Genomic DNA, 26,009 nt, shown 5'->3' on the forward strand with positions numbered 1-26,009 from the left:
TCCATATTGCCGGCCTTGCCTCCACCCCGGACTCGCCCTCACACACCGGCTACGATTACGCCTCATGAGCTCCCATATCCGCATCGTTGGCGCCCGCCAGAACAACCTCAAGAACCTTGATCTCACCATCGCCACCGGCGAGCTGGTCGTCGTGACCGGCGTCTCCGGATCGGGCAAGAGCTCCCTGGCCTTCGACACGCTGTACGCCGAAGGCCAGCGCCGCTATGTCGAGACCTTCTCGCCTTATGCGCGCCAGTTCCTGGACCGCATGGACAAGCCCCAGGTCGACCGCATCGAGGGCATCCTGCCGGCCATCGCCATCGACCAGACCAACCCTGTGCGCAGCTCGCGCAGCACGGTGGGCACGATGACGGAGCTCAACGATCACCTCAAGCTGCTGTTCGCGCGCGGGGCGCAGCTTTATTGCCGGGGCTGCGGCAAGCGCGTGCGGCGCGACACGCCCGAGTCCATCTTCCATTCGCTGGCCGAGCGCAGCGCCGCGGCGGGCGACCCGCGCCTGGTCATCACCTTCCCCATCGCCGTGCCGGCCAATTTCACCGAAGACGAGGTGAAGGGCTTTCTCGAAGGGCAGGGCTACACCCGCGTGCACCACGAGGACGCCGCGCCCGCGGCGCCGGCCAAGGGCAAGGGCCGCGGCAAAAAGACCGAGGCCGCCGAAGCGCGCCGCACCCTGCACGTGGTGCAGGACCGCCTGCGTTTCGCCAGCGCCGAGCGCGAGCGTGTCATGGAGGCGCTGGACACGGCGCTGCGCATGGGCGCGGGCCACCTGGCCGTCTACGTCATGGACGCCGAGGGCGGCGATGCCGCCGTCTGGAAATACAGCGACCGGCTGCACTGCGCCGACTGCGACATCGAATACAGCGACGTGCTGCCCAGCAGCTTCTCCTTCAATTCGCCGCTGGGCGCCTGCGAAGCCTGCCGCGGCTTCGGCCGCGTGATCGGCATCGACCTGGGCCTGGTCATCCCGGACGAGGGCAAGACGCTCAAGGAAGGCGCCATCAAGCCCTGGCAGACCCCCTCCTTCAAGGAGTGCCAGGACGACATGATGAAGTACGCGCCGCGCGCCGGCATTCCCATTTCGGTGCCCTGGAAGTCGCTCACCCAGGCGCAGCGCGACTGGGTGCTCCACGGCGACCCGGACTTCAAGGGCGGCGACTCGGCCTGGAAGCATCAGTGGTACGGCGTGCACCGTTTCTTCGTCTGGCTGGAAAGCAAGGCCTACAAGATGCATGTGCGCGTGCTGCTGTCCAAGTACCGCAGCTACACGCCCTGCCCCGCCTGCCATGGCGCCCGGCTCAAGCCCGACGCGCTGCTGTGGCGCCTGGGCAGCAAGGCCGAGGCCGATGCCGTACTGCCGCCGGGCGATGAGCGCTACCAGCGCTTCATGCCGGCCGGCGTGAGCTGGACGCGCGAACGGCTCGACAGCCTGGACGGCCTGTCGGTGCACGATGTCATGTTGCTGCCCATCGAGCGCGTGCGGCGCTTCTTCGACGACATCCGGTTCCAGGGCGCCATGGACGCGGCCGCGGACCTGCTGCTCACCGAGGTGCGCGCCCGCCTGAAATTCCTCTGCGACGTGGGCCTGGGCTATCTCACGCTGGACCGCCAGAGCCGCACCCTGTCCGGCGGCGAGGTCCAGCGCATCAACCTCACCACGGCGCTGGGCACTTCGCTGGTCAACACCCTGTTCGTGCTGGACGAGCCCTCCATCGGCCTGCACCCGCGCGACATGCACCGCGTGGTGGAGGTCATGCACCGCCTGCGCGACGCCGGCAACACGCTGGTGGTGGTCGAGCACGATCCCCAGGTCATGGTGGCGGCCGACCGCATCATCGACATCGGCCCCGGCCCCGGCGAGCGGGGCGGGCGCATCGTCTTCGACGGCACGCCCGCGCAGCTGCGCGCCGCGCCCACCCTGACCGGCGACTATCTCGGCGGCCGGCGCCACGTCGAAGCGCCGCGCCCCATGCCGGTGGCGGCCAACACGCCGCGCCTGCTGCTCGAAGGCGTGCGCGCCCACAACCTCAAGAACGTCTCGGTCGAACTGCCGCTGGGCCGCCTGGTCTGCGTGACGGGCGTCTCCGGCTCGGGCAAGTCCACGCTGGTGCAGGACGTGCTCTTTCCCGCCCTGCTCAAGCACCAGGGCAAGCCGTCCGAGGCGCCGGGCCCCTTCGACCGCCTGCTGGGCGCCGAACAGATCGCCGACGTCGTCATGGTCGACCAGACGCCCATCGGCAAGACCGCGCGCTCCAATCCCGCCAGCTATGTCGGCGCCTTCGACGCCATCCGCAAGCTGTTCGCGCAGGCGCCGCTGGCCAAGGAGCGCGGCTACACCGCGGGCACCTTCAGCTTCAACGGCGGCGACGGCCGCTGCCCGACCTGCGGCGGCACCGGCTTCGAGCACGTCGAGATGCAGTTCCTGTCGGACGTCTATCTGCGCTGCCCCGATTGCGACGGCAAGCGCTTCCGCCCCGAAGTGCTGGAGGTCCGCGTCGAGCACCTGGGCAAGAGCGCATCCATCGACGAAGTGCTCGAAATGACGGTCAGCGAGGCGCTGGAGTTCTTCCGCGGCCTGCGCGACGTGCAGACCGGCCTGGCGCCGCTGGGCGACGTGGGCCTGGAGTACGTGCGCCTGGGCCAGCCCGTGCCCACGCTGTCCGGCGGCGAGGCCCAGCGCCTGAAACTCGCCGGCCATCTGGCCGAGGCGGCGCGCTCGGGCATCTCGACGGCCAAGGTCGCCAAGAAGGGCAGCCTCTTCCTGTTCGACGAGCCGACCACCGGCCTGCACTTCGATGATGTGGCGCGGCTGATGCGCGCCTTCCGCAAGCTGCTGGCCGCCGGCCACACCTTGCTGGTCATCGAGCACAACCTGGACGTCATCCGCGCGGCCGACTGGCTGATCGACCTCGGCCCCGACGGCGGCGACGCCGGCGGCGAAGTCGTGGGCGTGGGCACGCCGCAAGACCTGATGGACAATCCGCGCTCCTACACGGGCCAGGCCCTGCGCGACTACGAAACCAGCATCCTGCCGGCCGATGTGGTGGTGTCCACCGACGCCGACCGCCAGGAAGCCGAGCAGGCCGGCCTGACGGCGGTGATCGAAGAACCGGCCACGCCCTACGAAACCGGCACGCCGCTGCAATCGCTGATGCGCCGCCGCCGGCGGCAGGCCGAGGCCATCGAGATCCGCAACGCGCGCGAGCACAACCTGAAGAACGTCAGCGTGGAAATCCCGCGCGACACCTTCACCGTCATCACCGGCGTCTCCGGTTCGGGCAAATCCACCCTGGCCTTCGACATCCTGTTCAACGAGGGCCAGCGCCGCTACCTGGAATCGCTCAACGCCTATGCCCGGGCCATCGTGCAGCCGGCGGGCAAGCCCGACGTGGACGCCATCTTCGGCATCCCGCCGACCGTGGCCATCGAGCAGCGCACCAGCCGCGGGGGCCGCAAGTCCACCGTGGCCACGATGACCGAGATCCACCACTTCCTGCGCCTGCTCTACGTCAAGCTGGGCACGCAGTTCTGTCCTGATTGCCAGGTGCCGGTCGAACCGCAGAACACCGAGCAGATCGTCGCCCGCCTGCTGCGCGAGCACAAAGGCCGCCACCTGGGCCTGCTGGCGCCGCTGGTGACCGCGCGCAAAGGCTATTACACCGACCTGGCCAAATGGGCGGGCGGCAAGGGCTATACGCATCTGCGCGTGGATGGCGAGTTCATCCCGGTCAGTCCCTGGCCACGCCTGGACCGCTACAAAGAACACACCATCGAGCTGCCCGTGGCCGATCTCGTGGTCGACCCGGCCCACGAGGCCGCGCTGCGCGAGGCCGTCAAGCGCGCGCTGGAGCATGGCCAGGGCGTCATGAGCATCCTCTGGGACCTGACGCCTGGCGCCCAGGGCGATGCCCAGCTGCGCCGCGAGGCCGGCCTGAACGCCCGCCCGCAGCAGCAGCATTTCTCGGTCAAGCGCGCCTGCCCCTCCTGCGGCATCAGCTTCCCCGAGCCCGATCCGCGCCTGTTCTCCTACAACTCCAAGCACGGCTGGTGCGAGGGCTGTTTCGGCACCGGCCTGCAGCTGCAGGGTTTCGACGCGGAACAAACCGGCGAGGAAACCGCCTGGAACGCCTGGTACGAAGGCGAGACCCAGGCCTGCGGCGTCTGCCATGGCCAGCGGCTCAACCGGACGGCGCTGGCCGTGCGCTGGCGCGACCGCTCCATCGCGGAACTGGCCGCCATGCCGGTCTCCGAGGCGCACAGCTTCTTCACCGGCCTGATCATGCGCGGGCGCGAGGCCGAGATCGCGCGCGACATCCTGGCCGAGATCCGCGGCCGCCTGGATTTCATGCAGGAGGTCGGCCTGAACTACCTGGCGCTGGATCGCGCCGCGCCCACGCTGTCCGGCGGCGAGGCCCAGCGCATCCGCCTGGCCGCGCAGCTCGGCTCCAATCTGCAAGGGGTGTGCTATGTGCTGGACGAGCCCACCATCGGCCTGCATCCGCGCGACAACCGCATCCTGCTCGACGCGCTGGCGCGCCTGGAGGGCAATGGCAACACGCTGGTGGTCGTCGAACACGATGACGACACCATCCGCCGCGCCTCGCACATCATCGACATCGGGCCGGGCGCCGGCATCCGCGGCGGCCGCGTGGTCGCCCAAGGCAGCGCGCAAGACCTGATCGACGCTCCCGAGTCCGTCACGGGCCGCTACCTGGCCAAGCCCCTGGCCCATCCGCTGCAGGGACGCCGCGCCATCGAGAAAGACACGCCCATGCTGCGCATCAAGGCCGCCCACCTGCACAACCTGGGCAATGTCAACGCCAGCATCCCCGTCGGCCGCCTCACCGTGGTGACCGGCGTGTCCGGTTCAGGCAAGTCCACCCTGGCGCGCGAAGTGCTGCTGGACAACCTGAGCCGTGTCGTCTCGGCCGGCAAGGCCGAGCAATGGATAGGCTGCGCCCGCATCGAGGGCTGGGAGGCCATCGACCGCGTGCTCGAGGTCGACCAGACGCCCATCGGCAAGACCCCGCGCTCCTGCCCGGCCACCTATGTCGGTTTCTGGGACGATGTGCGCAAGCAGTTTGCCGACACGCGCGAGGCGCGCATGCGCGGCTGGAGCGCGGCGCGCTTCTCCTTCAATACCGGCGACGGCCGCTGCCCCATCTGCGAAGGCCAGGGCATGCGGACCATCGAGATGAACTTCCTGCCGGACGTGAAAGTCCCCTGCGACGCCTGCAACGGCGCGCGCTTCAATGCCGATACGCTGAGCGTCCAGATGCGCGGCAAGAATGCCGGCGAAGTCCTGTCCCTGGAGGTCGATGACGCGCTGGCCTACTTCGCCGCCCACCCCAAGATCCACCGCCCCCTGCAGCTGATGCAGGATGTCGGCCTGGGCTACCTGACGCTGGGCCAGCCCTCGCCTACGCTGTCCGGCGGCGAGGCCCAGCGCATCAAGCTGGTGACCGAACTGGCCAAGGCCCGCCTGACCGACGGCGTCATCAAGACCGGCCGGGCCTCGCGCATCCCGCACACGCTCTATGTGCTGGACGAACCCACCGTGGGCCTGTCCATGGCCGACGTCGAAAAACTCATCCACGTCCTACATCGCTTGGTCGAAGCCGGCAACACCGTGGTCGTCATCGAGCATAATCTCGATGTCATCGCCGAAGCTGATTGGCTGCTGGACCTCGGTCCGGAAGGCGGCACGGGCGGCGGCCAATTGGTGGCCGAAGGCTCTCCGGAACATGTCATGAGCCTGCGCGACCGGTCCCACACAGGCCAAGTGCTCGCCGAGTTCCTCCAACACTAGAGAAATATGGATTGCTGGTTCGAAGACCGCCTGGCCGGGCGGTCGCGCCGCCTGTCGGGGCAGGTGGCGCGCATCCAGGCCGCGCAGCCGCAAGCGCTGCCGGCCGCCTGGGCGGCCATCGAATCGGCGCGCCGCGCCGGTCATTGGGTGGCCTTGCTGCTGGACTACGAGCTGGGCGAATGGCTGCTGCCCGAAGTGCTGCAAGCGCCGCCGGACGGGCCTCATCCGCCGCCTCGCGCCGATCTGCCCCCGCGCCTGACCGCCCTGGTCTTCGAACACGCCGAGCTGACCGGTCCCTGGACGGGCAGCACGGCGGCCCGCGTCGTCTCCGCCCTGCCGCGCCAGGCCGAGGCCGACTACGTCCGGCGCGTCGAACGCATCCGGGCCGGCATCGGCGCGGGCGAGTTCTACCAGGTCAACTACACCCAGCCGCTGGATGTGCGCATCGAAGGCGCGCCGGACGCGCTCTACCGCGGCATCGCCCAACGCCATCCCGTGGCCCATGCCGCCTATGTGCGCGACGGCCGGCGCACGGTCTTGTCGTTTTCGCCCGAGCTGTTCGTGGCCCGCCAGGGAGACCGCCTGCTCACCCGGCCCATGAAAGGCACCGCGCCGCGCTCGGCCGATCCCGACGAAGACCGGCGCCTGGGCCAGGCGCTGTTGGCCAGCGAAAAAGACCGGGCCGAAAACCTGATGATCGTCGACCTGCTGCGCAACGACCTGGGCCGGCTGGCCCAACCGGGCTCGGTCAAGGTGGACGCCCTGTTTTCGCTCGAGCGCTATCCCACGGTCTGGACTCTGACCTCGACGGTCAGCGCCCTGGCGCCCCATGCCAGCCTGGCCGAGGTGATGGGCGCGCTCTTTCCCTGCGGCTCGATCACCGGCGCGCCCAAGATCGCCGCCATGCGCCGCATCCGGCAGCTGGAGATCGCCCCGCGCGGCCTGTACTGCGGCAGCGTGGGCTGGCTGGCGCCGGACGGCGATTTCTCGCTCAACGTGGCCATCCGCACCCTGGTGCTGGATGACAGCGGCCAGGGCGTCTACAGCACCGGCGGCGGGATTGTCTACGACTCCGACCCCGCGTTAGAGTGGCAGGAATGCCACTGGAAGGCCCGCATCCTGGGCCTGCCCCACTAGGACCGCCATGGCCCCCGAGCTGATCGAAACCCTACTCGTCACCGCCGACCGCAGCCTGCCCCTGCTGGGCCGGCACCTGACCCGGCTGGCCGCATCGGCCCAGGCCCTGGGCTACCGCTGCGACGAGGCCGCCATCGAGCGCGACATCCTGGCCGCCGCGCGCGGCCTGGCCGGCCTGGAGCCGCAGCGCCTGCGCCTGCTGCTCGAACGCGGCGGCCAATACAGCATCCACACCGCCCCGCTGGCGCCGCTGCCCCTGGTGCAGGAAATCCTCCTGTCGCCCGAGCCGCTGGATTCGCGCGAGCCGCTGCTGCGCTACAAGACCACCTTCCGCCCCTGGTACGCCAAGGCGGCGGACTGGCTGCCGGCGCATCCGCAGATCTTCGACATGGTGTTCTTCAACGAAAAAGGGCAGTTGTGCGAAGGCAGCCGCAGCAATCTCTACCTGCTGCTGCGCGGCCAGTGGTACACCCCGCCGGTCGAGTGCGGCCTGCTGCCCGGCGTGCAGCGCGCCGAACTGCTGGAGGCCGGCCAGGTCCGCGAGCGCGTCCTGGAGGTCGACGACCTGCGCCGCGCCGAAGGCCTGCGCCTGTCCAACGCGCTGCGCGGCTGGATAGACGTCACCCTGCACGATTACTGACCCGCGCGCGGGCGGGCTCAGGCCGGGATATCCGGCTCCACCAGGCGGGCCAGCTGCACCAGCGACTCCTGCCAGCCCAGATAGCACATCTCCACCGGTATCACCTCGGGGATGCCCTCCTGCGCCACACGCAGCTCGGTGCCGCAGGACACGGACACCAGGGTCACCGTGACCAGGATCTGCCCCGGCAAATTGGGGTCATCGAAACGGTCCGTATAGCGGATCTTCTCAAAGGGGACGAGCTCCAGGAACTCGCCGCCAAAGGAACTGGCCTGCGCGGCCGCGAAATTGCGGAAAGACATGCGGAAACTGCCGCCCACGCGCGCATCCATCTGGTGCACCTCGCAGGTAAACCCATAGGGCGGCAGCCATTTGGCGAGAGCGTCGGGCTCGAGAAACGCCCGGTAGACGCGCTCCGGGGGCGCGCGCAGGACGCGATGCAAGTGAACGGTGCCAGTAGCCATGGTGAAGGACCTCGTGGAGTGGAATGCCTGGGGCTGGGCAGGTTATTCTGGACCAGGCGGGCCGCCGGCTGCAATGCCGGCCGCCCGCCGATAAAATCGGTAACGATGCAAGTCCGCCAGGAGCCGGCAATGGCCCGCCACGATCCCAACAACGTGTCGCACTATTGGTGGGACAGGCACACACCCGGCCTGAGCCTGATGTGCGCCGATTTCACCACGCAGGAATACCCGCCTCATACCCATGAGGGCTTTGTGATCGCCGTGACCGAAGCCGGCGGCTCGGTGGTCAAGAGCCGCGGCGTGGTCGAGGAGGCGCGCCGCTCCACCCTGTTCGTCTTCAACCCGGCCGAGGCGCACGCGGGCTGGATGGGCCACAGCGAGCGCTGGCGCTACCGCTCCTTCTATCTGACGCAGTCGGCCATCGACGCGGTGGCGCGCGGCCTGGGCATCGAAGCCGTGCCCTATTTCACGCGCAACCTGTTCGCCGACACCGACCTCATCGACGGTTTCCTGGCCCTGCATCGCGCGCTGGAGGACGGCGGCGACCTGTTCCGCGAGCGCGAACTGCTGTTCTCCACCTTCGGCCGGCTCTACCAGCGCCACGGCTGCGGCGGCGGGCGCATCGATCCGCCGCCGCGCGACCAGGTCCTGCTGCGCCTGGTGACCGACCTCATCCAGGACCGGCACGCCCAGGACTTGCGGCTGGAAACCCTGAGCGCGGCCGCCGGCCTGACGCCCTTCCAGCTGATCGGCCTGTTCAAGCGCGGCCTGGGCATGACGCCGCACGCCTACCTGATCCAGGCGCGGCTGCAACGGGCCTGCCACTATCTGCGGCGCGGCATGCCGCTGGCAGAGATCGCCGCGGCCACCGGCTTCTACGACCAGAGCGCCCTGAACAAATACTTCAAGCGCTACTACGGCATCACTCCGCTGCAATTCGCCCGCGCCGCGCGGGCCGCCTAGGGCCGGTTCGCGCCAAGCGCAATTTCTGCCAATACGGCGGCCGGCGGCAGGGCCATACTGGGAGAAACCTTCACACGGAGTCTCTATGCCCGCGCCGGCTTTCTATCATGCCCATCCGGAAACCCTGATCCTGGAAACCCAGGTCGTGGACGCCCGCCCGGGCCGCGTCCTCTTGGCCGAATCGCCCTTCTATCCCGGCGGAGGCGGCCAGCCGGCCGACCGGGGCAGCCTCCAGGGGCAGGGCCAGCCGCTGGCGGTCAGCGGCTTCGAGACCGTCGCCGGGCGGACCTGGATCCTGCTGGCCGACCCCGGCGCCGAATTGCGCGACGCGGTGCGCGCCACCGTGGACGCGGATTTCCGCCAGATGATGCGCGAACTGCATACCGGCACACATATCCTCAACGCCCTGGTCTTCCAGGCCTTCGACGGCGCGCTGGTGACAGGCGTGCAGATGAACGAGGACGGCACGGCCCGCATGGACTTCGACCTGCCCGAGGCGGACAACGACCGGATCCGCGCCCTGGAAGGCGCCATCAATGACGCCATCCGCCAGGACCTGCCCGTGCGCGACGTCTACCTGCCCATGGCCGAGGCCCAGCAGGCGCACGGCCTGATCCGGTCCAAATCGGTCGCCCCGCCGCCCACGGAGGACAACCTGATCCGCATCGTGGACATCGTCGGCCTGGACCGCCAGGCTTGCGGTGGCACGCATCTGGCGCGCACCGGCGCATGCCGGCCCTTGCGCATCCTCAAGATCGACAACAAGGGACGCCACAACCGCCGCGTGCGCCTGGCGCTGGCGGGCCTATGAGCGCCGCATCCTCGCAGGCGCGCCCGCAGCTGCGGCGCGCGCTGGGACTGCACAGCGCCGTGGCGCTGGGCGTGGGCGGCACCATAGGCGGCGGCATCTTCGTGCTGGTGGGGCACAGCGCGGCCCAGGCCGGTCCGGCGGCCCTGTTGGCCTTTGCCCTGGCTTTCCTGGCCTCCCTGCTCATCGCCCTGCCCTATGCCGAGCTGGCCTGCCGCTATCCGGAGGCCGGCGGCGGCTATGCCTTCGTGCGCAAGGTGCTGGGCCCGGGCTGGGGCTTTCTCATGGGCTGGATCTTCTGGGGCGCCTATCTGATGGTCAGCGGCTATGTCACGCTGGGCTTCGGCGGCTATCTCCAGGTACTGACCGGCTGGCCGGCGCAATGGAGCGCCATGGGCCTGGTGGCCCTATGCGCCCTGATCAACCTGGCCAATGTCAGGCTGTCGGGCCTGGTGCAGGTGCTGGTCATGTCGCTGGCCGTGGCCGGCCTGCTTGCCTTCTCGCTGCTGGGCATGCCCGCCGTCGACCTGGCGCGCTTCACCCCGGCGATGCCGCATGGCCTGGCCGGCCTGTTCTCCGCCGCGGTGCTGGCCTTCCTGGCCTTTGGCGGTTTCGATATGGTGGCGGCCGCCGGCGAGGAAATCGAGCGGCCCGAACGCAATCTGCCCCTGGCCATCCTGCTGACGCTGGCGGTGGTGCTCTTCGTCTACCTCATGGTGGTGTTCGTGGCCCTGGGCACGCTGGGCTGGCAGGCGCTGGGCGCCTCCGACGCCCCGCTGGCCGCCGCCGCGCAGCAATTCCTCGGGCCGGCCGGCGGCCGCGCCCTGGCCGGGGTGGCCGTCCTGACCACGGCGGCCACGGCCAACGCGGTGCTGGTGGTGGCGTCGCGCATCAGCTTCGCCATGGCGCGCGACGGCCTCCTGCCGGCCGTGCTGGCCCGCATCCACCCGGCCACCGGCATTCCCCGGACAGCGGTGCTGACCAGCGCCGCCATCCTGCTGTTGGTGGCCGGGTTCGATAGCCTGCCGCTCACCACGGCGATCGGCGGCTTCCTGTATGTGGCGCACTTCGTTCCGCCCCTGATCGTGCTGATGAAACTGCGCCGCGCCGGCGGCCCCGCGCCCGCCTTTCAGATGCCCTGGCCCAAGCTGCTGCTGCCCCTGGCCCTGGGCGGGTCGCTGCTGCTGCTGATGTCCAGCGGATGGCTGGGCCTGGCCGGCGGCCTGGGCTGGATGGCCCTGGGATGGGTGCTGCGGCGCTCAGCCGCCTGAGGCGGCGCCGGCCAGGATGGCCTGGACGGCCTCGTTGGCGGCCGCCATGCCCATGGCCGCCGTCACCATCACCACCGAACCATAGCCGGCGCAGGACAGCCCCTGCGGCGCCAGCGGCCCGGCGAGCAGGGCGACGTCGTCTTCGTCCTCGCGCCGCCAGGCCGCCGGCAGGATGGCCGGCTGGTCGAACCACAGGGCACGCACGCCCATGCGCGGCACGCGCTTGAGCGCCCGGCCCTGCGCGTCGCTGGCGCGCGGAAAGCCGTGCTCGCGGCGCAGCTTGTTGCGCAGCTTGGACAGCAGCGCGTCATTGACGGCCTGGGACAAATCGCCGGCGCGCAGCGCGAGCGGATCGGTCTTGCCGCCGGCGCCGCCGCAAAGCAGCATGGGCAGGCCGCGCGCCCGCGCATGCAGCACCATGGCGATCTTGGCGGCCGCCTGGTCGGTGCAATCGACGATCATGGCGTAGTCGTCCGCCAGGACCCGCGCCACATTGCCGGGCTCGACGAAGTCCTCCACGCGCACCAGGCGGCAATCCGGATTGATGCCCGCGATGCGCTCGGCCATGGCGTCCACCTTGGCCTGGCCCAGCGTGGCGCTCAGCGCATGGATCTGCCGGTTGACGTTGGATTCGGCGATATTGTCCAGGTCGATCAGGGTCAGCGCGCCAACCCCGCAGCGCGCCAGCGCTTCGGCCGTCCAGGATCCCACGCCGCCCAGGCCAGCCACCGCCACATGCGCGCCGCGCAGCCGTTCGGGCGCCTGGGGGCCATACAGACGGGCCAGGCCGCCGAAACGGCGCTCGGCATCGATATCACAAGAAGCGGGCAGGTTCATGGGCCTTATTGTCCCACGGCGGCGTCGCCGCCCAGCGCCTGATAGACCTGGACCTGGTTGCGCAGGCGCTGCAGGCGGTTCTCGTCGGCGGCCACCTCGGCCGCGCGGCGTTTTTCCTGGGCATCGAGCCAGAAACGCAGCGCCACGGCGCCGGCGCGGTAGCGCACCTCGTACAGGCGCTCGGCCTCGCGCGCGGCATCCAGCGAGGCCTGCAGCAGGCGCGCCCGGTCGGCCAGCTGGCCGCGCGCGGACAGGGCATTCTCCACATCGCTCATGGCCTGGTAGAGAGTCTGCCGGAACTGCGCCACCAGGATTGCGTAATCCGTCTCGGAAATCCGGATATTCAGGCGCATCTGGTTCCAGTTCAGGAAAGGCAGGGCCAGGCCCGCGCCCAGCGCGGCCACCGGATTGGCCAGCAGATTGCCCAGGGAATCGCTGGCCGAACCCAGGGAACCGGTCAGGGTCAAGGGCGGGTAATAGCTCGCGCGCGTGGCATCGGTCGTGGCCACCGCCGCGCGCAGCCGCGCCTCGGCGGCGCGCAGGTCGGGCCGCCTGCCGAGCAGCTCGGCGGGCAGGCCGGCGTCCACGCCGGGCAGCGGCCCCTGGGGCAGGCGCTGCGGGTCGGCGGCGATGCGGTCCGGCGGCCCGTCGAACAGAATGGCCAGGCCATTGATGGTCTCCACCCGCTGCTGCAGCAGATCGGTGTGCGCGGCCTGCTGGCTGGCCAGGTTCTGGCGCGCCTCGGCCACCTCCAGGCCAGAGGCCCCGCCGGCGGCATACTGCGCCTGCACCAGCTCCAACGTGCGCCGCGCATAGGCGATGCTCTCGCGGCTGCTCGCCAGCCGCTGGTTGAGGAAAGCCGTCTGCCAATAGAGCCCGGCCGTGGTGCCGATCAGGCTGAGCGCGGCGGCCTGGCGGTCCTCCTCGGTCGCCAGCGCCTGCCACTGGGCCGCATCGCGGGCACGCGCCAGGCGCCCCCAGAGATCCAGCTCCCAACTCGCCGACAGCTCCACATTGGTGGTTCGCGCGCTGGCGCGGCCGCTGTCCAGGGCGCGGCTGCGGTTGACATTGCCCAGGCCGCTCAAGGTGGGGTAGAGATCGCTCTGGGCCAGGCCGGCCTGCAGCTGCGCGCGGCGCACCTGCAAGGCGGCCACGGCAAGATCGTTGTTGCGCGCCAGCGCGCTTTCCACCAGCGTGTCCAGCACCGGATCCTGGAAGTTGCGCCACCACGGGCCGCCGGGGACCGGCGCCGCGGCCGGCGCATGCTGCCAGCGCGCCGGCGTCTGCACCGCGGGCCGCTCATAGGGAGTATGGATGCATCCCGCCAGCAGCAAGGACGCCAGGACAAGGGCAGGCTTCATTCTCTTGCCAGCGATTCGATAGGGTCCAGGCGCGCCGCATTGCGCGCCGGAAGATAACCGAAGGCCACGCCGATCAGCGTGGAACAGACAAAGGCCGCCACCATGGACCCCCCCGAATAAATCATCTGGAAGGCGCCCCGCGTGGCCTGCGACACCAGCACGCCGATGGACAGCGATAGCAGGATGCCCAGCAGACCGCCGATCAGGCAGACCAGAATGGCCTCGATCAGGAACTGCTGCATGATGTCGCTGCGGCGCGCGCCCACGGCCATGCGCACGCCGATTTCGCGCGTGCGCTCGGTCACCGACACCAGCATGATGTTCATCACGCCGATGCCGCCCACCACGAGGGAAATCACGGCGATCAGGGACACCAGCAGCGTCAGCGTGGCCGTGGTGCGCTCGATGGTCTGGCGGATGGTGTCGGTGTTGAAGACAAAGAAATCCTTGGTGCCGTGGCGCTGCATCATCAGCTTGGTGATGGCCTCCTCGGCCGCCTTGGTCGGCATGTCGTCGCTGACCCGCACGGTGATGCTGCGCAGATGCTGCTGTCCCAGGATGCGGCTGAGCGCCGTGGTGTAGGGAATCCAGACGTGCAGGGTATCGGCATTGGCGAACAGGGTCTCCTGCGGCTGGGTGACGCCGATCACGCGCGCCGGCACCGAGCCCAGGAAGATCACCTGGCCGATGGGGTCGGTGTGATTGCCGAACAGGCTCTTGCTGGTGTTGGGATCGATCACCACGTCCTGGCTGCGGCGCGCCACGCCGGCCGCGTCGAAGAACTGGCCCTGCGCGAGGCTCACGCCGCGCACGCGGAAATACTGCTCGCCCACGCCCTGGACCGAGCCGTTGACCGACACATTGCGAAAACGCAGCGTGGTCGTGGTCGACACCTCGGGCGACACGCTGTCGGCGTAGGGCTGGCGCGCCAGGGCCTCGGCATCGGCCGGCACCAGGGTGCGGATGGTGGCGGCCTTCTCGTCGCCAAAGTCCTTGCCGGGATAGACGTCCACGGTATTGGTGCCCATGGCGCTGATATCGCTCAGGATCTTCTGGCGCGAACCCGTGCCCAGGGCCACGACCGACACCACGGCGGCGATGCCGATGATGATGCCCAGCATGGTCAGGCAGGTGCGCAGCCGGTGCGCGTTCATGGCGAGCAGGGCCATGCGCAGGGCCTCGCGGCCCCGGTCCAGCCAGGCCCGCAGCGGATGCGGTGGCGGCTTGTCCTGGCCGGGGCCGGCGTCGCCGGCCAGCGCGGCGCGCTGGGGCGCGTCCGGATTGGCGCGGTCCGAGACAATACGGCCGTCGCTGATCTCGATGATGCGCCGCGCGTGGCGCGCCACATTCATATCGTGGGTGACCAGCACGATGGTATGGCCGGCGGCGTTCAGTTCCTCGAGGATGCGCAGCACCTCCTGCCCGGTCTGGCTGTCCAGCGCGCCGGTCGGCTCGTCGGCCAGGATGATGCGCCCGCCGTTCATGAGGGCGCGCGCGATGCTCACGCGCTGCTGCTGGCCCCCGGACAGCTGGCCCGGCCGGTAGTCCAGGCGCTCGGCCAGGCCCAGGCGCCGCAACAAGGCGGCGGCGCGCTCATGGCGCGGGCCGCGCGCCATGCCCGCGTAGACGGCCGGCATCTCGACATTGCCCTGGGCGCTCAGGTCGGCCAGCAAGTGATAGCGCTGGAAAATAAAGCCGAAGTGCTCGCGCCGCAGCTCGGCCAGTTCGTCGGGGTCCATGCGCGAGGTTGCGCGGCCATCGACGCGATACACCCCCCGGGAGGGCCGGTCCAGGCAGCCCAGCAGGTTCATGAGGGTGGACTTGCCCGAACCCGACGCGCCGACGATGGCCACCATCTCGCCCGCCTCGATATCGAGGTCGACCTCGCGCAGCACGGCGACGACCTGGTCCCCCGCGGCGAACTCGCGCCAGACGTCGCGCAGCTGGATCAGCGCGCCGCTCACGGACGCCCCGCCGCCGGCGCCACGTCGGCCGACACCACGTTCTCGCCTTCGCTCAGCCCCTCGATGACCTCGGCCATGACATTGTTGTTCATGCCCACGCGGATCCGGCGCTCCTGCGGCCGGCCGTCCTTGTCCACCACCCGCACGGCATAGCGGCCGTCCTCGCCCTTGCGGCCCAGCGCCGACGACGGAATCTGCAGCACCTGCTTGGCCTCGCCCAGGACCACGAAGACCTGGGCCGTCATGGAGATCCGCAAGACCTCATCCGGATTGGGCACGTCGAACAGGCCGTTGTAGTACACCGCCGCCGAGGTCGAGGTGCTGGCGTTGCTGCCCGTCAGGGCCGCCGTGCTGTCATCGCGCTGGATGGAGTCCGGCGCCGGCTCGATGGCGCGCAGCACGCCATAGTGACGGACATCGGGCTCGCCGAGGATGGTGAAATAGACTTTCTGGCCCGGCCGCACCCGGGTGACGTCGGCCTCCGAAATCTGCGCCTTGACCGTCATGGTGTCCACCTGGGCCACCTTGATGATGGTCGGCGCGCTCTGGATGGAGTTGACCGTCTGGCCTTCCTTGGTCACCACGGCGACCACTTTGCCGTCCATGGGCGACACAATGCGGGTATAGCCCAGGTTGACCTTGGCCTTGTCGACTTCGATTTCGGCTTGGGCGATCTGGGCTTGCAGGGCCACGATGTCGGCGCGCGTCACGTTCAGCGTCGCTTCCGCATTCTCGTAGGACTCGCGCGAGCTGGCGTCGGCCGCCAGCATCTGGCGCTGCCGGGCGAAGGCCAGCTCGGCCTGCTTGAGGGTGGCCTGCTTGGCCCGCAATTCGGCGCGCCGGGTCTCCAGGGCCGCCTGGACATTGCGCAGGTCGTTCTGCTGCGTCATGTCGTCGATCTCGGCGATCAACTGGCCCTGCTTGACCTCATCGCCCAGCTTGACCTTGAGCGACTTCAGCTGCCCCGACACCTGCGCGCCCACGCTGACCTGGCGCACGGCCTCCAGCGTCCCGCTGGCCAGCACGCTGTTCTCCATGTCGGCGCGCTTGACCGCCGCCGTGGCGTAGGTGGGCGCCGGAGCACCGGGGAAAAACAGCCATTTGATCAGCAGCGCGGCGATCAACAGGCCGATGACGATCCAGACATAAGTTTTGGCGCGGCCGGCTTTTGCTTTCATCGACATCCTGGGGAAAAAGCCTCGGCAAATAAGAAGGATTTTTATCTGCGGAGTGCCCGCATTCTACGGGCGGCGCGGGCAAACACGAAATCACGGCATTGCGCGGCCCGGGCCGTTTCCTCCGCGCAAAGCGTTGCGTGCAAGACACAGCCGGGTTCTGACAGGCAGAACGCCTGCCCCGGCGGTCCCGGCCCCTCCGGACGCAATTGCGGCTAACTCGCCGCCAACCGCCGCCGACCGGCGGCATACGGCACCGATTCCCGCCGAAGCGTCGCCCGCCCCCTGTCCGGGGGCATCGCCGGCGCTTGCCTCGACATTCGCGGAAGATAGGCACAGAATCATTGCAGTTACGCCGTGTCCAAGCCTCCCCATTCCCCCTCGCGCAAATCTTCCGGCTCCGAATTCCAAGGAGCGGGCTGGCTGTGCCTGTTGGCCATGCTGAATCATGTGGCGCTTACGGGGGGACGGATTACCGTCTCGCTCACGGCCTTGCAGATCGGCCTGTCTACCTTCAAGGTGGGCACCCTGGTGGCCGTCTTCGCCGTCCTGCCCATGCTGTTTTCCGTCCATGCCGGACGCTGGGTGGACAAGGTCGGCATCCGCAAACCCCTGGTCATCGGCACCAGTTTGGTCACCGTCGGCACTGCCCTGCCCTTTCTCTCCCAGACGCAAATCGCGCTGCTCATCGCCTCCTGTTGCATCGGTATCGGCTTCATGCTGCACCAGGTCGCCACGCAGGACCTGCTCGGCCACGCCGAGCCCCAGCAGCGGCTGCGCAACTTCTCCTGGATGTCGCTGGCGCTGGCGGGCTCGGGCTTTTCCGGTCCCCTGATCGCCGGCCTGGCCATCGACCACCTCGGCAACCGGCTGGCCTTCGGCCTGTTGACCCTGGGGCCGCTGCTGTCCATCGGGGGGCTCTACCTGCTGCGCCGGCGGCTGAAGCACGCGGACCAGGCCCTGGCCGGCACGGGCAGCCCGCGCGCCGCCGAAAAACGCCGGGTGACGGAACTCCTGGCCGTGCCGCCGCTGCGCCGCATTCTCATGGTCAACACCATCCTGTCCGGCGCCTGGGATACCCATCTCTTCGTCGTCCCCATTTTCGGGGTGGCCATCGGCCTGTCGGCCACCACCATCGGCCTCATACTGGCCGCCTTCGCGGCGGCAACCTTCGTCATCCGGCTGCTACTGCCCTTCATCCAGAACCGGGTGCGCTCCTGGACCCTGGTGCGCGTGGCCATGGTCACGGCGGCCATCGACTTCCTGCTTTATCCGTTTTTCACCGACGTTAGCGCCCTGATCGTGCTGTCTTTCATCCTCGGTCTGGCCCTGGGTTGCTGCCAACCGAGTATGCTGTCACTGCTGCATCACTATTCGCCCCATGGGCGGGCAGCCGAGGCGGTCGGGGTCCGGATGGCCCTGATCAATGCGTCGCAGGTCACCCTGCCGCTGACTTTCGGCGCGCTCGGGGCGATCATTGGTGTGGCGCCCCTGTTCTGGGCCTATGCCCTGGCCCTGACGGCCGGGGGCTGGTTCAACCGCCATCCGCCGCAAGACACCGAAACGCCGTCGTGAGTTCGCCGCTTTCCCCTCCCGCCGATGCGCCCGCCATGTCGGGCGCCTCGACCCCTTTCCGCCTCTGGACGCCCGAGGAGCGCCGGGCCTCGCTCGACAACGCCCTGGCGCACTGGCGCGAAGGCCAGGACTTGTGGGTCTATGGCTATGGCTCGCTGATCTGGCGCCCGGACTTCGCCTTCGAAGAACGCCGCCTGGCCATGCTGCGCGGCCACCACCGCGCGCTTTGCCTGTGGTCGCGGGTCAACCGCGGCACGCCGGAATGCCCCGGCCTGGTGTTCGGCCTGGATCGCGGCGGCTCCTGCCGGGGCGTGGTCTACCGCCTCTCGGGCGCCCAGGTGCCCGAGTACTTCCCGGCCCTCTGGGACCGCGAAATGTCCACGGGCGCCTATCTCCCGCGCTGGCTGAACTGCCAGACCGAAACCGGCCCGGTGCAGGCCCTGGTCTTCATCATGAACCGCGCCAACCCTGCCTATATCCGCGCCCTGCCCGAAGACGAGATGCTGGCCATCGTGCGCCGCGCCACGGGGCGTTACGGCCCTTGCACCGACTACGTCGTCGAAACCGCCCGCGCGCTGCGCGCCGCCGGCATCCACGACGCCCGCCTGGACGCCCTTGCCCGCCGCCTCGAACAGGATCCGCGTCAGCTGCCCGGGAGCTGAGCCGCTCCTACGGGGAAACCCGGGGCGGATGGCGGTAAACTGAGGGCTTCTCTCTGTCACTGCCGACCGTCATGTCCGTTTCCGATCTGCGTCAAAGCTATGAAAGAGGCGTCCTGCTGGAGAGCCAGGCCGCTGTGTCGCCCATCGACCAGTTTGCGCTCTGGTTCGACGAGGCCATCGCCGCCAAGGTCCCCGAGCCCAATGCCATGACGCTGGCCACGGTCGACGCCTCGGGCCAGCCCTCGGCGCGCACGGTCCTGATCAAGGGCTTCGACGCCCGGGGCTTCACCTTCTTCACCAACTACGATTCGCGCAAGGGCCGCGACCTGCTGGCCAATCCGCGCGCCGCGCTGCTGTTTTTCTGGCAGCCGCTGGAGCGCCAGGTGCGCATCGAAGGGGTGGTCGAACGTGTCAGCCCCGAAGAATCCGAAGCCTATTTCAAGAGCCGCCCGGTCGGCTCGCGCATCGGCGCCTGGGCATCCAACCAAAGCCAGCCCATCACCCGCGACGCCCTGGAGGCCCGCGAGCGCGAGTTCAAGGCCCGCTACGGCGACGACCCGCCGCGCCCGCCGCATTGGGGCGGCTACCGCCTGGTCCCGAGCTGTTTCGAATTCTGGCAAGGCCGCCCTTCGCGCCTGCACGACCGCCTGCGCTACCGCGCCGACGGCAAGCAGGGCTGGGCGATGGACCGCCTTTCGCCCTGACACCGGCCGACGCATGTCCCCCCTACCCGCATTTGATGCCGCTTTTTTCCGCACTGCCCTGGGCCGGTTCGCCACGGGCGTGACAGTCGTCAGCACCACCGGCCTGGCCGGCGAGCGCATCGGACTGACCGTCAGCTCGTTCAACTCCGTGTCGCTGAACCCGCCGCTGGTGCTCTGGAGCCTGTCGCGCGCCTCGTCCTCGCTGGAGGCCTTCCTGCGCTGCGAACGCTATGTCGTCAACGTCCTGTCGGCCGAACAGATCGCCCTGGCGCGCCATTTCGCCACCGGGGCCACGCGCGAGCGCTTCAATGGCCTGCCCGACGTGCGCGCGCCTTTTGGCACGCCGCGCCTGGACGACCGCAATGCCGCCTGGTTCGAGTGCGGCAACCGCAGCCAATACGAAGAAGGCGACCATGTCATCATGGTCGGCGAAGTGCTGGCCTGCGGATGCAGCACCGAAGATCCGCTGGTCTTTCACGCCGGCGGATTCGACCTGACCCCCGCCCGCCAGACCTGAACCCCATGAATACGGATATCGATTGCATCGTCATCGGCGCCGGCGTCGTCGGCCTGGCCGTCGCCCGCGCCCTGGCCCTGTCGGGCCGCGAAGTGCTGGTGGCCGAAGCCGCCGAAGCCATCGGCACCGGCACCAGCTCGCGCAACTCCGAAGTCATCCATGCCGGCATCTACTACCCGGCCGGCAGCCTGAAGGCCCGCCTGTGCGTGCGCGGCAAGCACTTGCTCTATGAGTACTGCGCGGCGCGCGGCATCGGCCACAAGCGTCTGGGCAAGCTCATCGTCGCCACCTCGGACGACGAAGCCGCCAGCCTCGAAGACATCGCCGCCCGCGCCGCCGCCAATGGCGTGGACGACCTGCAAGCGCTCACGGCCCGCCAGGCGCAGGCGCTCGAACCGGCCCTGAACTGCACGGCCGCCCTGCTCTCGCCCTCGACCGGCATCGTCGACAGCCACGCCCTGATGCTGTCCTATCAAGGCGAAGCCGAGAACGCCGGCGCGCAATGCGTCTTCCATACGCCCATGCTGGGCGCCCGTGTGCGCGAAGCGGGCGGCTTCGAGGTGGACTTCGGCGGCCCCGAAGCCATGACCCTGAGCTGTAATGTGCTGATCAACAGCGCCGGCCTGCATGCCCCGACCTTGTCGCGCCGCATCGAAGGGCTGCCCGCCGACAGCATCCCGGCCGAATACCTCTGCAAGGGTAGTTATTTCACGCTGTCGGGCCGCGCGCCCTTCAGCCGCCTGATCTACCCGGTGCCCCAGCATGCCGGCCTGGGCGTGCACCTGACGCTGGACATGGGCGGACAGGCCAAGTTCGGCCCTGATACCGAATGGATCCCGGCCGAAGACTACACCCTGCATCCCGAGCGCGCGGAGGTCTTCTACGCCGCCGTGCGGCGCTACTGGCCGCAGCTGCCGGACCGCGCCCTGGCGCCCGGCTACACTGGCATACGCCCCAAAATCTCCGGCCCCGCCGAACCGGCCGCGGATTTCATGATTTCCGCGCCGGCCGAGCATGGCGTGGCCGGATTCGTGGGCCTGTATGGCATCGAATCTCCCGGCCTGACCTCCAGCCTGGCGCTGGCCGAAGAAACCCTGGCCCGACTGGCCTCCTGATCGCTACCGTTTACCGACCGACAAGAACATGCAGCACAACGACTACATCCTGACCCTGTCTTGCCCTGACCGCACGGGCATCGTCTATCGCGTCAGCGGCCTGCTGTTCGAACTCGGTTGCAACATCCTGGACTCCCAGCAGTTCGGCGACGAAGAGACGGGCCGCTTCTTTCTGCGCGTGCACTTCGACCTGCCGGGCAGCGCCGAATCGCTGCGCGAAAAATTCGCCGCCATGGCCGCCGACTACGGCATGGACTGGCAAATCCATGACGCCCGCCAGAAGCCGCGCCTGCTCATCATGGTGAGCCGGCAAGGCCACTGCCTGAACGACCTGCTGTTCCGCGTGGGCAGCGGCCAGCTGCATGCCGAGATCGCGGCCATCGTGTCCAATCACAATGACTACGCCGGCCTGGCGGCCTCCTACGGCATCCCCTTCCATCATCTGCCGGTCACGCCTGAGACCAAGGCCGAACAGGAGCAGCAGGTGCTGGCGCTGGTCGAACGCGAACGCATCGACCTGGTCGTGCTGGCCCGCTATATGCAGATCCTGTCGGCCGACCTGTGCCGCGCCCTGGCCGGCCGCGCCATCAACATCCACCACAGCTTCCTGCCCAGCTTCAAGGGCGCGCGGCCCTATCACCAGGCCCACGCCCGCGGCGTGAAGCTCATCGGCGCCACCGCGCACTACGTGACCTCCGACCTCGACGAAGGCCCCATCATCGAGCAGGACATCGAGCGCGTGGACCACACCATGACGGCGCAGGCCCTGACCCAGGTGGGCAGCGACATCGAGTCCCTCGTGCTCTCGCGCGCCGTGCGCAGCCACGTGGAGCACCGCATCCTGCTCAACCGCAACAAGACGGTCGTCTTCCGCTAACTATCGCGCGGCTCCGGGTAGTGCAGCTCGATGCGGCACTCCGGACGCGGCTGGCTGCTGTCCAGCGTGGTGGCATCGTTGCTCTGCGCCACCTCGTGGCAGGATCGTCCCAGTTGATCCTCGCGGGTGCGCACCGAATTCATCCTGTCGAACCCGCGCTCGTCGTCATCCGAGATCTCCGGCCGCTTTTCACTTTCCGGCAGTTCGCCCGGAATGGCCGGAAACAGGAAATCCGAGGCCGCTATCCGCAACGGCGATTGAGGGTCGACCGGCGTGACGATGACCTCGTCCGTCGGCCTCGGCAGGCCGGGATCGGCCGGCGCGGCGCGGCGGCCCTCCACGATGCCGCCAATATCCGGGAAGGGCGGCAAGGCTGAAGGCTCCAGCGCCGCCATGACACGCGGCTCAGGCAGGTCCACCTCCGGCGCCGGCACCGACGACAGGGCGACATCTTCCTGCAGGCCGCCCGTGCGCGAGACCGTCTCCGTGACGTCGGTCGGCGAGCGGCCATCGTAACTGCCTTCGCGGGCATGAAAGGTGTTGTTGCCTCCGCTGTTCACGCAGGCGACATCCGACCAGCAACGATAGACATCCGTGAAATATCGCTTCTGCACGCGGTCCGTCGCCTCGAAAGCGCTGGTATCCCGGTGCTCGATGCCGTTGAACGATGCGCTGCCGCCCACTTCCAGGGTGGCGGCATGGGTGTCGAACACCGAGCCCGTCCCGCTCGCCGCCGCGACCAGATTGCGCCCCACGCGGATGGGCGCATCACGGTAGCTGCCTTCCTCGATCCGCTGCGTGGTGGTGGTCACCGTGGCGCCATTGCGTCCAGCGACGCCATAGACGGGGATGCCGCCTCTCGATCCGTACCAGACCACCTGGGCGCCCCCGGCGGCGTTGAAATTGCCGCGGCAAGAGCCATGGCCACTGCCCTGGCAAGTGCCGTACGTGCCCGAGGAGGGGTATTCGGTGCTGTTCGTCGTTTGGCTTACCGTGTGGTAGCTGGCCTTGGACACAAAATTGTCCACGCGCGACAGCAAGTCCCGGCCAGCGGTTACGCTGCCGGCGCCCGCTACATTGACAAACCGATGAGCGACGTCGCCCGCCTCCCCCGCGGCCCGCCCCAGCGCAAGATCCCGCCCGCTCTCGATACGGCCGGCATTGCGGATATCCGGCCCCAGCAAGGATAGATCGCGGCGCGCCGTCAACACCCCCTCGTTCTGGAGTTGTTCGCCAGCCAGCGTGAGATCTTCTGCGGCCGCCACGGTACCGCCGGCATTGACGAAGTCCTCGTAGGTAAGCATTGCCGTGCCGACCTTGATGTCACCGTGGTTCTGCCATTGCGCAAATGCCAGCGTGCCGGTGCCGATGCCCAGCTTGCCCCGGTTTTCCAGATCGCCATTTCCCTCGCCGGCGGCCGAGGCCAGGCTGACTTCGCCCGTGTTGTCCAAGGTGGAGACACGATCGATGCGCCCTTGGCGCGCCGCCACCAGCTTGCCCGTATTGACGAGCGAACCGATGTCCGCGAGCGCCAGGGCATCGGCGCCGATATTGCCGGCATTGTCCAGGACGGCGATCTGGGACAGGTTCGCCCGTGCGAATTCGAGGGTTACATCATCGCTCGCCCGCAGGCTGCCGACCGAGGCAATGGACAACTCGCCGCCGGAGAATTGCGCCGCCTTGAGTTCGAGCGACTGCGTGACACCGATATCCAGATGCTCCTGCGCTTTCAGGCGCACATTCTCGACATGGATTTCTCCGCTGTCAGCCTCTCCGCTCATGACGACCCTGGACCCCAGGATTTCAGTGTCGCGATAGCGCTGAGAGCCGGCCGCGACCGTCAGGTCGCCGGACAAGACCGTACCTTCCGAAGTCTCCACGCGCGCCGCCTTCAGCCGCGCCGCCGCCGCCAGCCGGGCATTCTCCATGGAGATGAGATCGCGAGCCTCGATATCAGCACTTTCCAGGCCGGCGTCGATCTGCCGCAGCGTGACCGCATCGGCCGCCACCGCGATTCTGCTGCCCTGCAAGGCGCCGGACAATGTCACCGTGCCCTGCGCCAGGCTCAAGCCATCATCGGAGACCAGCAGGCGGCCCGTGCTGACAAAGCTGTCGCCCTGCAGGCGTCCCGCCTTCCGGATGGCCAGGTCCCCGCTGTTGACCGTGCGCGAGACCGAACCGGCCAGTGTGCCGACAGCCAGCCTGCCGGCGTTCTCCAGCTGGCCCACCGCGCCGGTCTCCAGCGTCTCCGTCACCAGGAACTCGCCCCCCACGCGGTTGGATACGGTACGCACGTCCGTCAGGCGGGCGTCGGCCGCGGTCAAGCGCCCGCTATTGGCCAGGCCCTCCGAATTTGCCACGGACAGCTCGCCCGCCAACAAGTCTCCGGTGTTGTCCAGGCTGCCGCTATCGGCCATGGCAAAGGACTCCGACGTCCAGCGCCCCGCGTTGTCCACGGCGCCCACGCCGGATAGGCGGCTATCCGCGACCGTGATATCGCCGGCATTGCGCACAGCGCCACGCACGCCCGTGATCTCCAGCGACGCGGCGTGGATGCGGCCCCGGTTGGTGACCTGATCCATATGGGCAAGCGTCAGCCCGCCGCGCAGCGTAATGTCGCCCGCGTTTTCCAAGGAAGCAATACCCTCCAGCGCCAGGCTGTCGCTCGTCACGCGCGTGCCGCCCCCCAGTCTCACTGTGGCGTCCGCGCCAGCGGCGCTCATGGCGAGCGCATCGGCACGCAAGCGGCTGCCGTCCGTGGAGAGCTGCTCGAACCCTTCGATCGCCAGCTTGCGGTAGGCCAGTTCGCCACCCTCCATCTGGATATCCCGCGCCTCGATGCGGGCTTGCTCCCCCTGCGCATCGAAAGAACGCGCCTTGAGGACGTCGGCCGTCATCGCGAGACTGCCATTGACCCTCACCGAGGCCAGCTCCAACTGGTCGACGCTCAGCGCCGTGCCCTGGCGGCTGTCGAAAGAACTCGCCTCCAGCTTTGCCTGCCCGGCGGCCACCTTGATTTCGTCAGCGACGGAAAACATGCCATAGCTCTTGACCGCCTCGCCTTGCAACGACAAGTTGCGCGAATCGGTGGCCGACTTGCGGATATCCAGGGTCTGCGCCTGCATGGCAAGATTCTCGTTGGCCTTGAAGCGGCTGGACTCGACATCGATTTCGCCCTGCTCGGATTGCAGCTTGATGTCGCCGGTCGCCGACAGGTTTACGTTTTTCACGTCCAGTCTGCGCGCATTGGTGTAGAGCGTGATACTGCCGTCGGCCAAGATATTAGGAACCCCCACATAGTCCCCCAGCTCGGCGTCGAAGGCCTCGCCCAGGGATTCCGTGCGCCCGTCCTCCACGCCATACAGGCCCTTCACGATATGCAAGGCCACATCCTTGCCATAGATGGGCGCCAGCAAATCGATCTGCTGTGCCACCAGGGCGACATTGGCCTCCGGCGCGCTCAGTCCGGCGCCGCCAATATTGATGCGCGCGCCGCTCGTATCCAGGCGCAGCTTGCCGTCCGCGTCGCGCCGCAGTTCGCCCGCCCCGAGCGTCAGGTTGCCCGTGTTGATAAACCCGCAGCTGTTGCAGACGATGCCGTTGCGGCCGACCATGAGCAGATCGGCCCGGTCGCCTGCGATCTCCACCAGGCCATTCAAGCGCATCGGCGCATCGCCGATATTGTCCAGCACGATGGTGCTTGCCGTGCCGCCAGCCAAGGCAGGATTGCGCTTGACGCCGCCGACCAGTTTGCTGGCGGTATTCGTCCGCGAATTATTGATGACCACGCCCAAGGTCTCGAATTCCGAGAAGCTGTTGTAAGACGTGCCGTGCGCGTCCGGTTTGACGATATCGATCTGCGTCGCCGAGCCAACGTTGCTGACACTGCTTCCATTGACCGGCACGACCTGCGCATAGACCGACATTGAGCCGCAAAGGCTCAAACTCAGAAAAGACGCCCAACGGTGACGTGATTTGATGGTTTTGCGTTTCATGTGAGTTCCAGATTGGCGACGTATATCGAGGCCAGACGATTCCGTTACGAGCGCGCCGGCCTCCTGCATGCCGCATGATCGCCGCAGCCTCAGACGATGTATGTAGGAAATTTCTCA

18 protein-coding genes are annotated in these 26,009 nt (G+C 68.5%); 12 read left to right on the forward strand and 6 right to left on the reverse strand.

The window, feature by feature from the left end; genetic code table 11:
- Nucleotides 1-64: 64 nt before the first annotated feature.
- From uvrA to AXA74_RS15005, 3 genes are read left to right on the forward strand one after another with little or no spacing between them, the layout of a single operon-like run.
- Nucleotides 65-5,827 carry an excinuclease ABC subunit UvrA gene (gene uvrA, locus AXA74_RS14995; protein ID WP_032979109.1) on the forward strand — a complete coding sequence of 1,921 codons (5,763 nt, stop codon included), beginning with the start codon at nucleotides 65-67 and terminating at the stop codon, nucleotides 5,825-5,827.
- A gap of 6 nt (nucleotides 5,828-5,833) precedes the next feature.
- Nucleotides 5,834-6,964 carry an aminodeoxychorismate synthase component I gene (locus tag AXA74_RS15000; protein ID WP_032957048.1) on the forward strand — a complete coding sequence of 377 codons (1,131 nt, stop codon included), beginning with the start codon at nucleotides 5,834-5,836 and terminating at the stop codon, nucleotides 6,962-6,964.
- Between the two features lie 7 nt (nucleotides 6,965-6,971).
- Nucleotides 6,972-7,604, forward strand: coding sequence for an aminotransferase class IV family protein (locus AXA74_RS15005; RefSeq protein ID WP_029581503.1), 633 nt, complete (start codon nucleotides 6,972-6,974; stop codon nucleotides 7,602-7,604).
- Nucleotides 7,605-7,621: 17 nt separating this feature from the next.
- Here AXA74_RS15005 and AXA74_RS15010 read toward each other — a convergent pair whose 3' ends face one another.
- Entirely contained in the window at nucleotides 7,622-8,068 is a 447-nt protein-coding gene (locus AXA74_RS15010) for an SRPBCC family protein (RefSeq protein WP_032957047.1), read from the reverse strand.
- A gap of 129 nt (nucleotides 8,069-8,197) precedes the next feature.
- Here AXA74_RS15010 and AXA74_RS15015 point away from each other — a divergent pair, with 129 nt between their 5' ends.
- From AXA74_RS15015 to AXA74_RS15025, 3 genes are all read left to right on the forward strand, one after another.
- A complete protein-coding gene (locus AXA74_RS15015) occupies nucleotides 8,198-9,031 on the forward strand; it encodes a helix-turn-helix domain-containing protein (protein WP_029581505.1) in 834 nt (277 codons plus the stop codon).
- Nucleotides 9,032-9,116: 85 nt separating this feature from the next.
- On the forward strand, nucleotides 9,117-9,842 hold the full coding sequence (locus AXA74_RS15020; protein WP_032979111.1) for an alanyl-tRNA editing protein: 726 nt from the start codon (nucleotides 9,117-9,119) through the stop codon (nucleotides 9,840-9,842).
- Nucleotides 9,839-11,110, forward strand: coding sequence for an APC family permease (locus tag AXA74_RS15025; RefSeq protein ID WP_029581507.1), 1,272 nt, complete (start codon nucleotides 9,839-9,841; stop codon nucleotides 11,108-11,110). Before AXA74_RS15020 ends, AXA74_RS15025 begins: the two co-directional genes overlap by 4 nt.
- Here AXA74_RS15025 and AXA74_RS15030 read toward each other — a convergent pair.
- The 4 genes from AXA74_RS15030 to macA are packed head-to-tail and all read right to left on the reverse strand — an operon-like array spanning nucleotide 11,099 to nucleotide 16,450.
- Complete coding sequence (locus AXA74_RS15030; RefSeq protein ID WP_032979113.1) at nucleotides 11,099-11,947, reverse strand: tRNA threonylcarbamoyladenosine dehydratase; 849 nt, start codon at nucleotides 11,945-11,947, stop codon at nucleotides 11,099-11,101. The genes AXA74_RS15025 and AXA74_RS15030 overlap by 12 nt on opposite strands.
- A 5-nt stretch (nucleotides 11,948-11,952) precedes the next feature.
- Nucleotides 11,953-13,308, reverse strand: coding sequence for an efflux transporter outer membrane subunit (locus AXA74_RS15035; protein WP_032979115.1), 1,356 nt, complete (start codon nucleotides 13,306-13,308; stop codon nucleotides 11,953-11,955).
- A complete protein-coding gene (locus AXA74_RS15040; RefSeq protein ID WP_029581509.1) occupies nucleotides 13,305-15,272 on the reverse strand; it encodes a MacB family efflux pump subunit in 1,968 nt (655 codons plus the stop codon). The genes AXA74_RS15035 and AXA74_RS15040 overlap by 4 nt, the downstream gene beginning before the upstream one ends.
- Complete coding sequence (gene macA / locus AXA74_RS15045; RefSeq protein WP_029581510.1) at nucleotides 15,269-16,450, reverse strand: macrolide transporter subunit MacA; 1,182 nt, start codon at nucleotides 16,448-16,450, stop codon at nucleotides 15,269-15,271. The genes AXA74_RS15040 and macA overlap by 4 nt, the downstream gene beginning before the upstream one ends.
- 435 nt (nucleotides 16,451-16,885) lie before the next feature.
- On the opposite strand from macA, the gene AXA74_RS15050 reads away from it, so the two are divergent.
- The 6 genes from AXA74_RS15050 to purU all read left to right on the forward strand — a co-directional run bounded on the left by AXA74_RS15050 (nucleotide 16,886) and on the right by purU (nucleotide 21,897).
- Entirely contained in the window at nucleotides 16,886-18,022 is a 1,137-nt protein-coding gene (locus AXA74_RS15050; RefSeq protein WP_032957037.1) for an MFS transporter, read from the forward strand.
- Between the two features lie 35 nt (nucleotides 18,023-18,057).
- Complete coding sequence (locus tag AXA74_RS15055) at nucleotides 18,058-18,684, forward strand: gamma-glutamylcyclotransferase (RefSeq protein WP_095075173.1); 627 nt, start codon at nucleotides 18,058-18,060, stop codon at nucleotides 18,682-18,684.
- Between the two features lie 71 nt (nucleotides 18,685-18,755).
- The gene (pdxH, locus tag AXA74_RS15060) at nucleotides 18,756-19,388 is read left to right on the forward strand and encodes a pyridoxamine 5'-phosphate oxidase (RefSeq protein WP_032979118.1); all 633 of its coding nucleotides are present in this window, start codon (nucleotides 18,756-18,758) and stop codon (nucleotides 19,386-19,388) included.
- 13 nt (nucleotides 19,389-19,401) lie between these two features.
- The gene (locus AXA74_RS15065; RefSeq protein WP_029581514.1) at nucleotides 19,402-19,905 is read left to right on the forward strand and encodes a flavin reductase family protein; all 504 of its coding nucleotides are present in this window, start codon (nucleotides 19,402-19,404) and stop codon (nucleotides 19,903-19,905) included.
- A gap of 5 nt (nucleotides 19,906-19,910) precedes the next feature.
- The gene (locus AXA74_RS15070) at nucleotides 19,911-21,020 is read left to right on the forward strand and encodes an NAD(P)/FAD-dependent oxidoreductase (protein WP_032979126.1); all 1,110 of its coding nucleotides are present in this window, start codon (nucleotides 19,911-19,913) and stop codon (nucleotides 21,018-21,020) included.
- A 28-nt stretch (nucleotides 21,021-21,048) separates the two neighbouring features.
- Nucleotides 21,049-21,897 carry a formyltetrahydrofolate deformylase gene (gene purU, locus AXA74_RS15075; RefSeq protein WP_029581516.1) on the forward strand — a complete coding sequence of 283 codons (849 nt, stop codon included), beginning with the start codon at nucleotides 21,049-21,051 and terminating at the stop codon, nucleotides 21,895-21,897.
- Here purU and AXA74_RS15080 read toward each other — a convergent pair.
- A complete protein-coding gene (locus tag AXA74_RS15080; RefSeq protein WP_032979128.1) occupies nucleotides 21,894-25,823 on the reverse strand; it encodes a two-partner secretion domain-containing protein in 3,930 nt (1,309 codons plus the stop codon). The genes purU and AXA74_RS15080 overlap by 4 nt on opposite strands.
- Between the last annotated feature and the right edge of the window lie 186 nt (nucleotides 25,824-26,009).

Source organism: Bordetella hinzii LMG 13501 (assembly GCF_001548475.1).
GTDB lineage: Bacteria > Pseudomonadota > Gammaproteobacteria > Burkholderiales > Burkholderiaceae_B > Bordetella > Bordetella hinzii.

What these genes read in the sequence shown, in the direction of transcription:
- uvrA (WP_032979109.1), top strand. Translation starts at nt 65, where the DNA reads ATGAGCTCCCATATCCGCATCGTTGGCGCCCGCCAGAACAACCTCAAG.
- AXA74_RS15000 (WP_032957048.1), top strand. Translation starts at nt 5,834, where the DNA reads ATGGATTGCTGGTTCGAAGACCGCCTGGCCGGGCGGTCGCGCCGCCTG.
- AXA74_RS15005 (WP_029581503.1), top strand. Translation starts at nt 6,972, where the DNA reads ATGGCCCCCGAGCTGATCGAAACCCTACTCGTCACCGCCGACCGCAGC.
- AXA74_RS15010 (WP_032957047.1), bottom strand. Translation starts at nt 8,068, where the DNA reads ATGGCTACTGGCACCGTTCACTTGCATCGCGTCCTGCGCGCGCCCCCG.
- AXA74_RS15015 (WP_029581505.1), top strand. Translation starts at nt 8,198, where the DNA reads ATGGCCCGCCACGATCCCAACAACGTGTCGCACTATTGGTGGGACAGG.
- AXA74_RS15020 (WP_032979111.1), top strand. Translation starts at nt 9,117, where the DNA reads ATGCCCGCGCCGGCTTTCTATCATGCCCATCCGGAAACCCTGATCCTG.
- AXA74_RS15025 (WP_029581507.1), top strand. Translation starts at nt 9,839, where the DNA reads ATGAGCGCCGCATCCTCGCAGGCGCGCCCGCAGCTGCGGCGCGCGCTG.
- AXA74_RS15030 (WP_032979113.1), bottom strand. Translation starts at nt 11,947, where the DNA reads ATGAACCTGCCCGCTTCTTGTGATATCGATGCCGAGCGCCGTTTCGGC.
- AXA74_RS15035 (WP_032979115.1), bottom strand. Translation starts at nt 13,308, where the DNA reads ATGAAGCCTGCCCTTGTCCTGGCGTCCTTGCTGCTGGCGGGATGCATC.
- macA (WP_029581510.1), bottom strand. Translation starts at nt 16,450, where the DNA reads ATGAAAGCAAAAGCCGGCCGCGCCAAAACTTATGTCTGGATCGTCATC.
- AXA74_RS15050 (WP_032957037.1), top strand. Translation starts at nt 16,886, where the DNA reads ATGCTGAATCATGTGGCGCTTACGGGGGGACGGATTACCGTCTCGCTC.
- AXA74_RS15055 (WP_095075173.1), top strand. Translation starts at nt 18,058, where the DNA reads ATGTCGGGCGCCTCGACCCCTTTCCGCCTCTGGACGCCCGAGGAGCGC.
- pdxH (WP_032979118.1), top strand. Translation starts at nt 18,756, where the DNA reads ATGTCCGTTTCCGATCTGCGTCAAAGCTATGAAAGAGGCGTCCTGCTG.
- AXA74_RS15065 (WP_029581514.1), top strand. Translation starts at nt 19,402, where the DNA reads ATGTCCCCCCTACCCGCATTTGATGCCGCTTTTTTCCGCACTGCCCTG.
- AXA74_RS15070 (WP_032979126.1), top strand. Translation starts at nt 19,911, where the DNA reads ATGAATACGGATATCGATTGCATCGTCATCGGCGCCGGCGTCGTCGGC.
- purU (WP_029581516.1), top strand. Translation starts at nt 21,049, where the DNA reads ATGCAGCACAACGACTACATCCTGACCCTGTCTTGCCCTGACCGCACG.
- AXA74_RS15080 (WP_032979128.1), bottom strand. Translation starts at nt 25,823, where the DNA reads ATGTCGGTCTATGCGCAGGTCGTGCCGGTCAATGGAAGCAGTGTCAGC.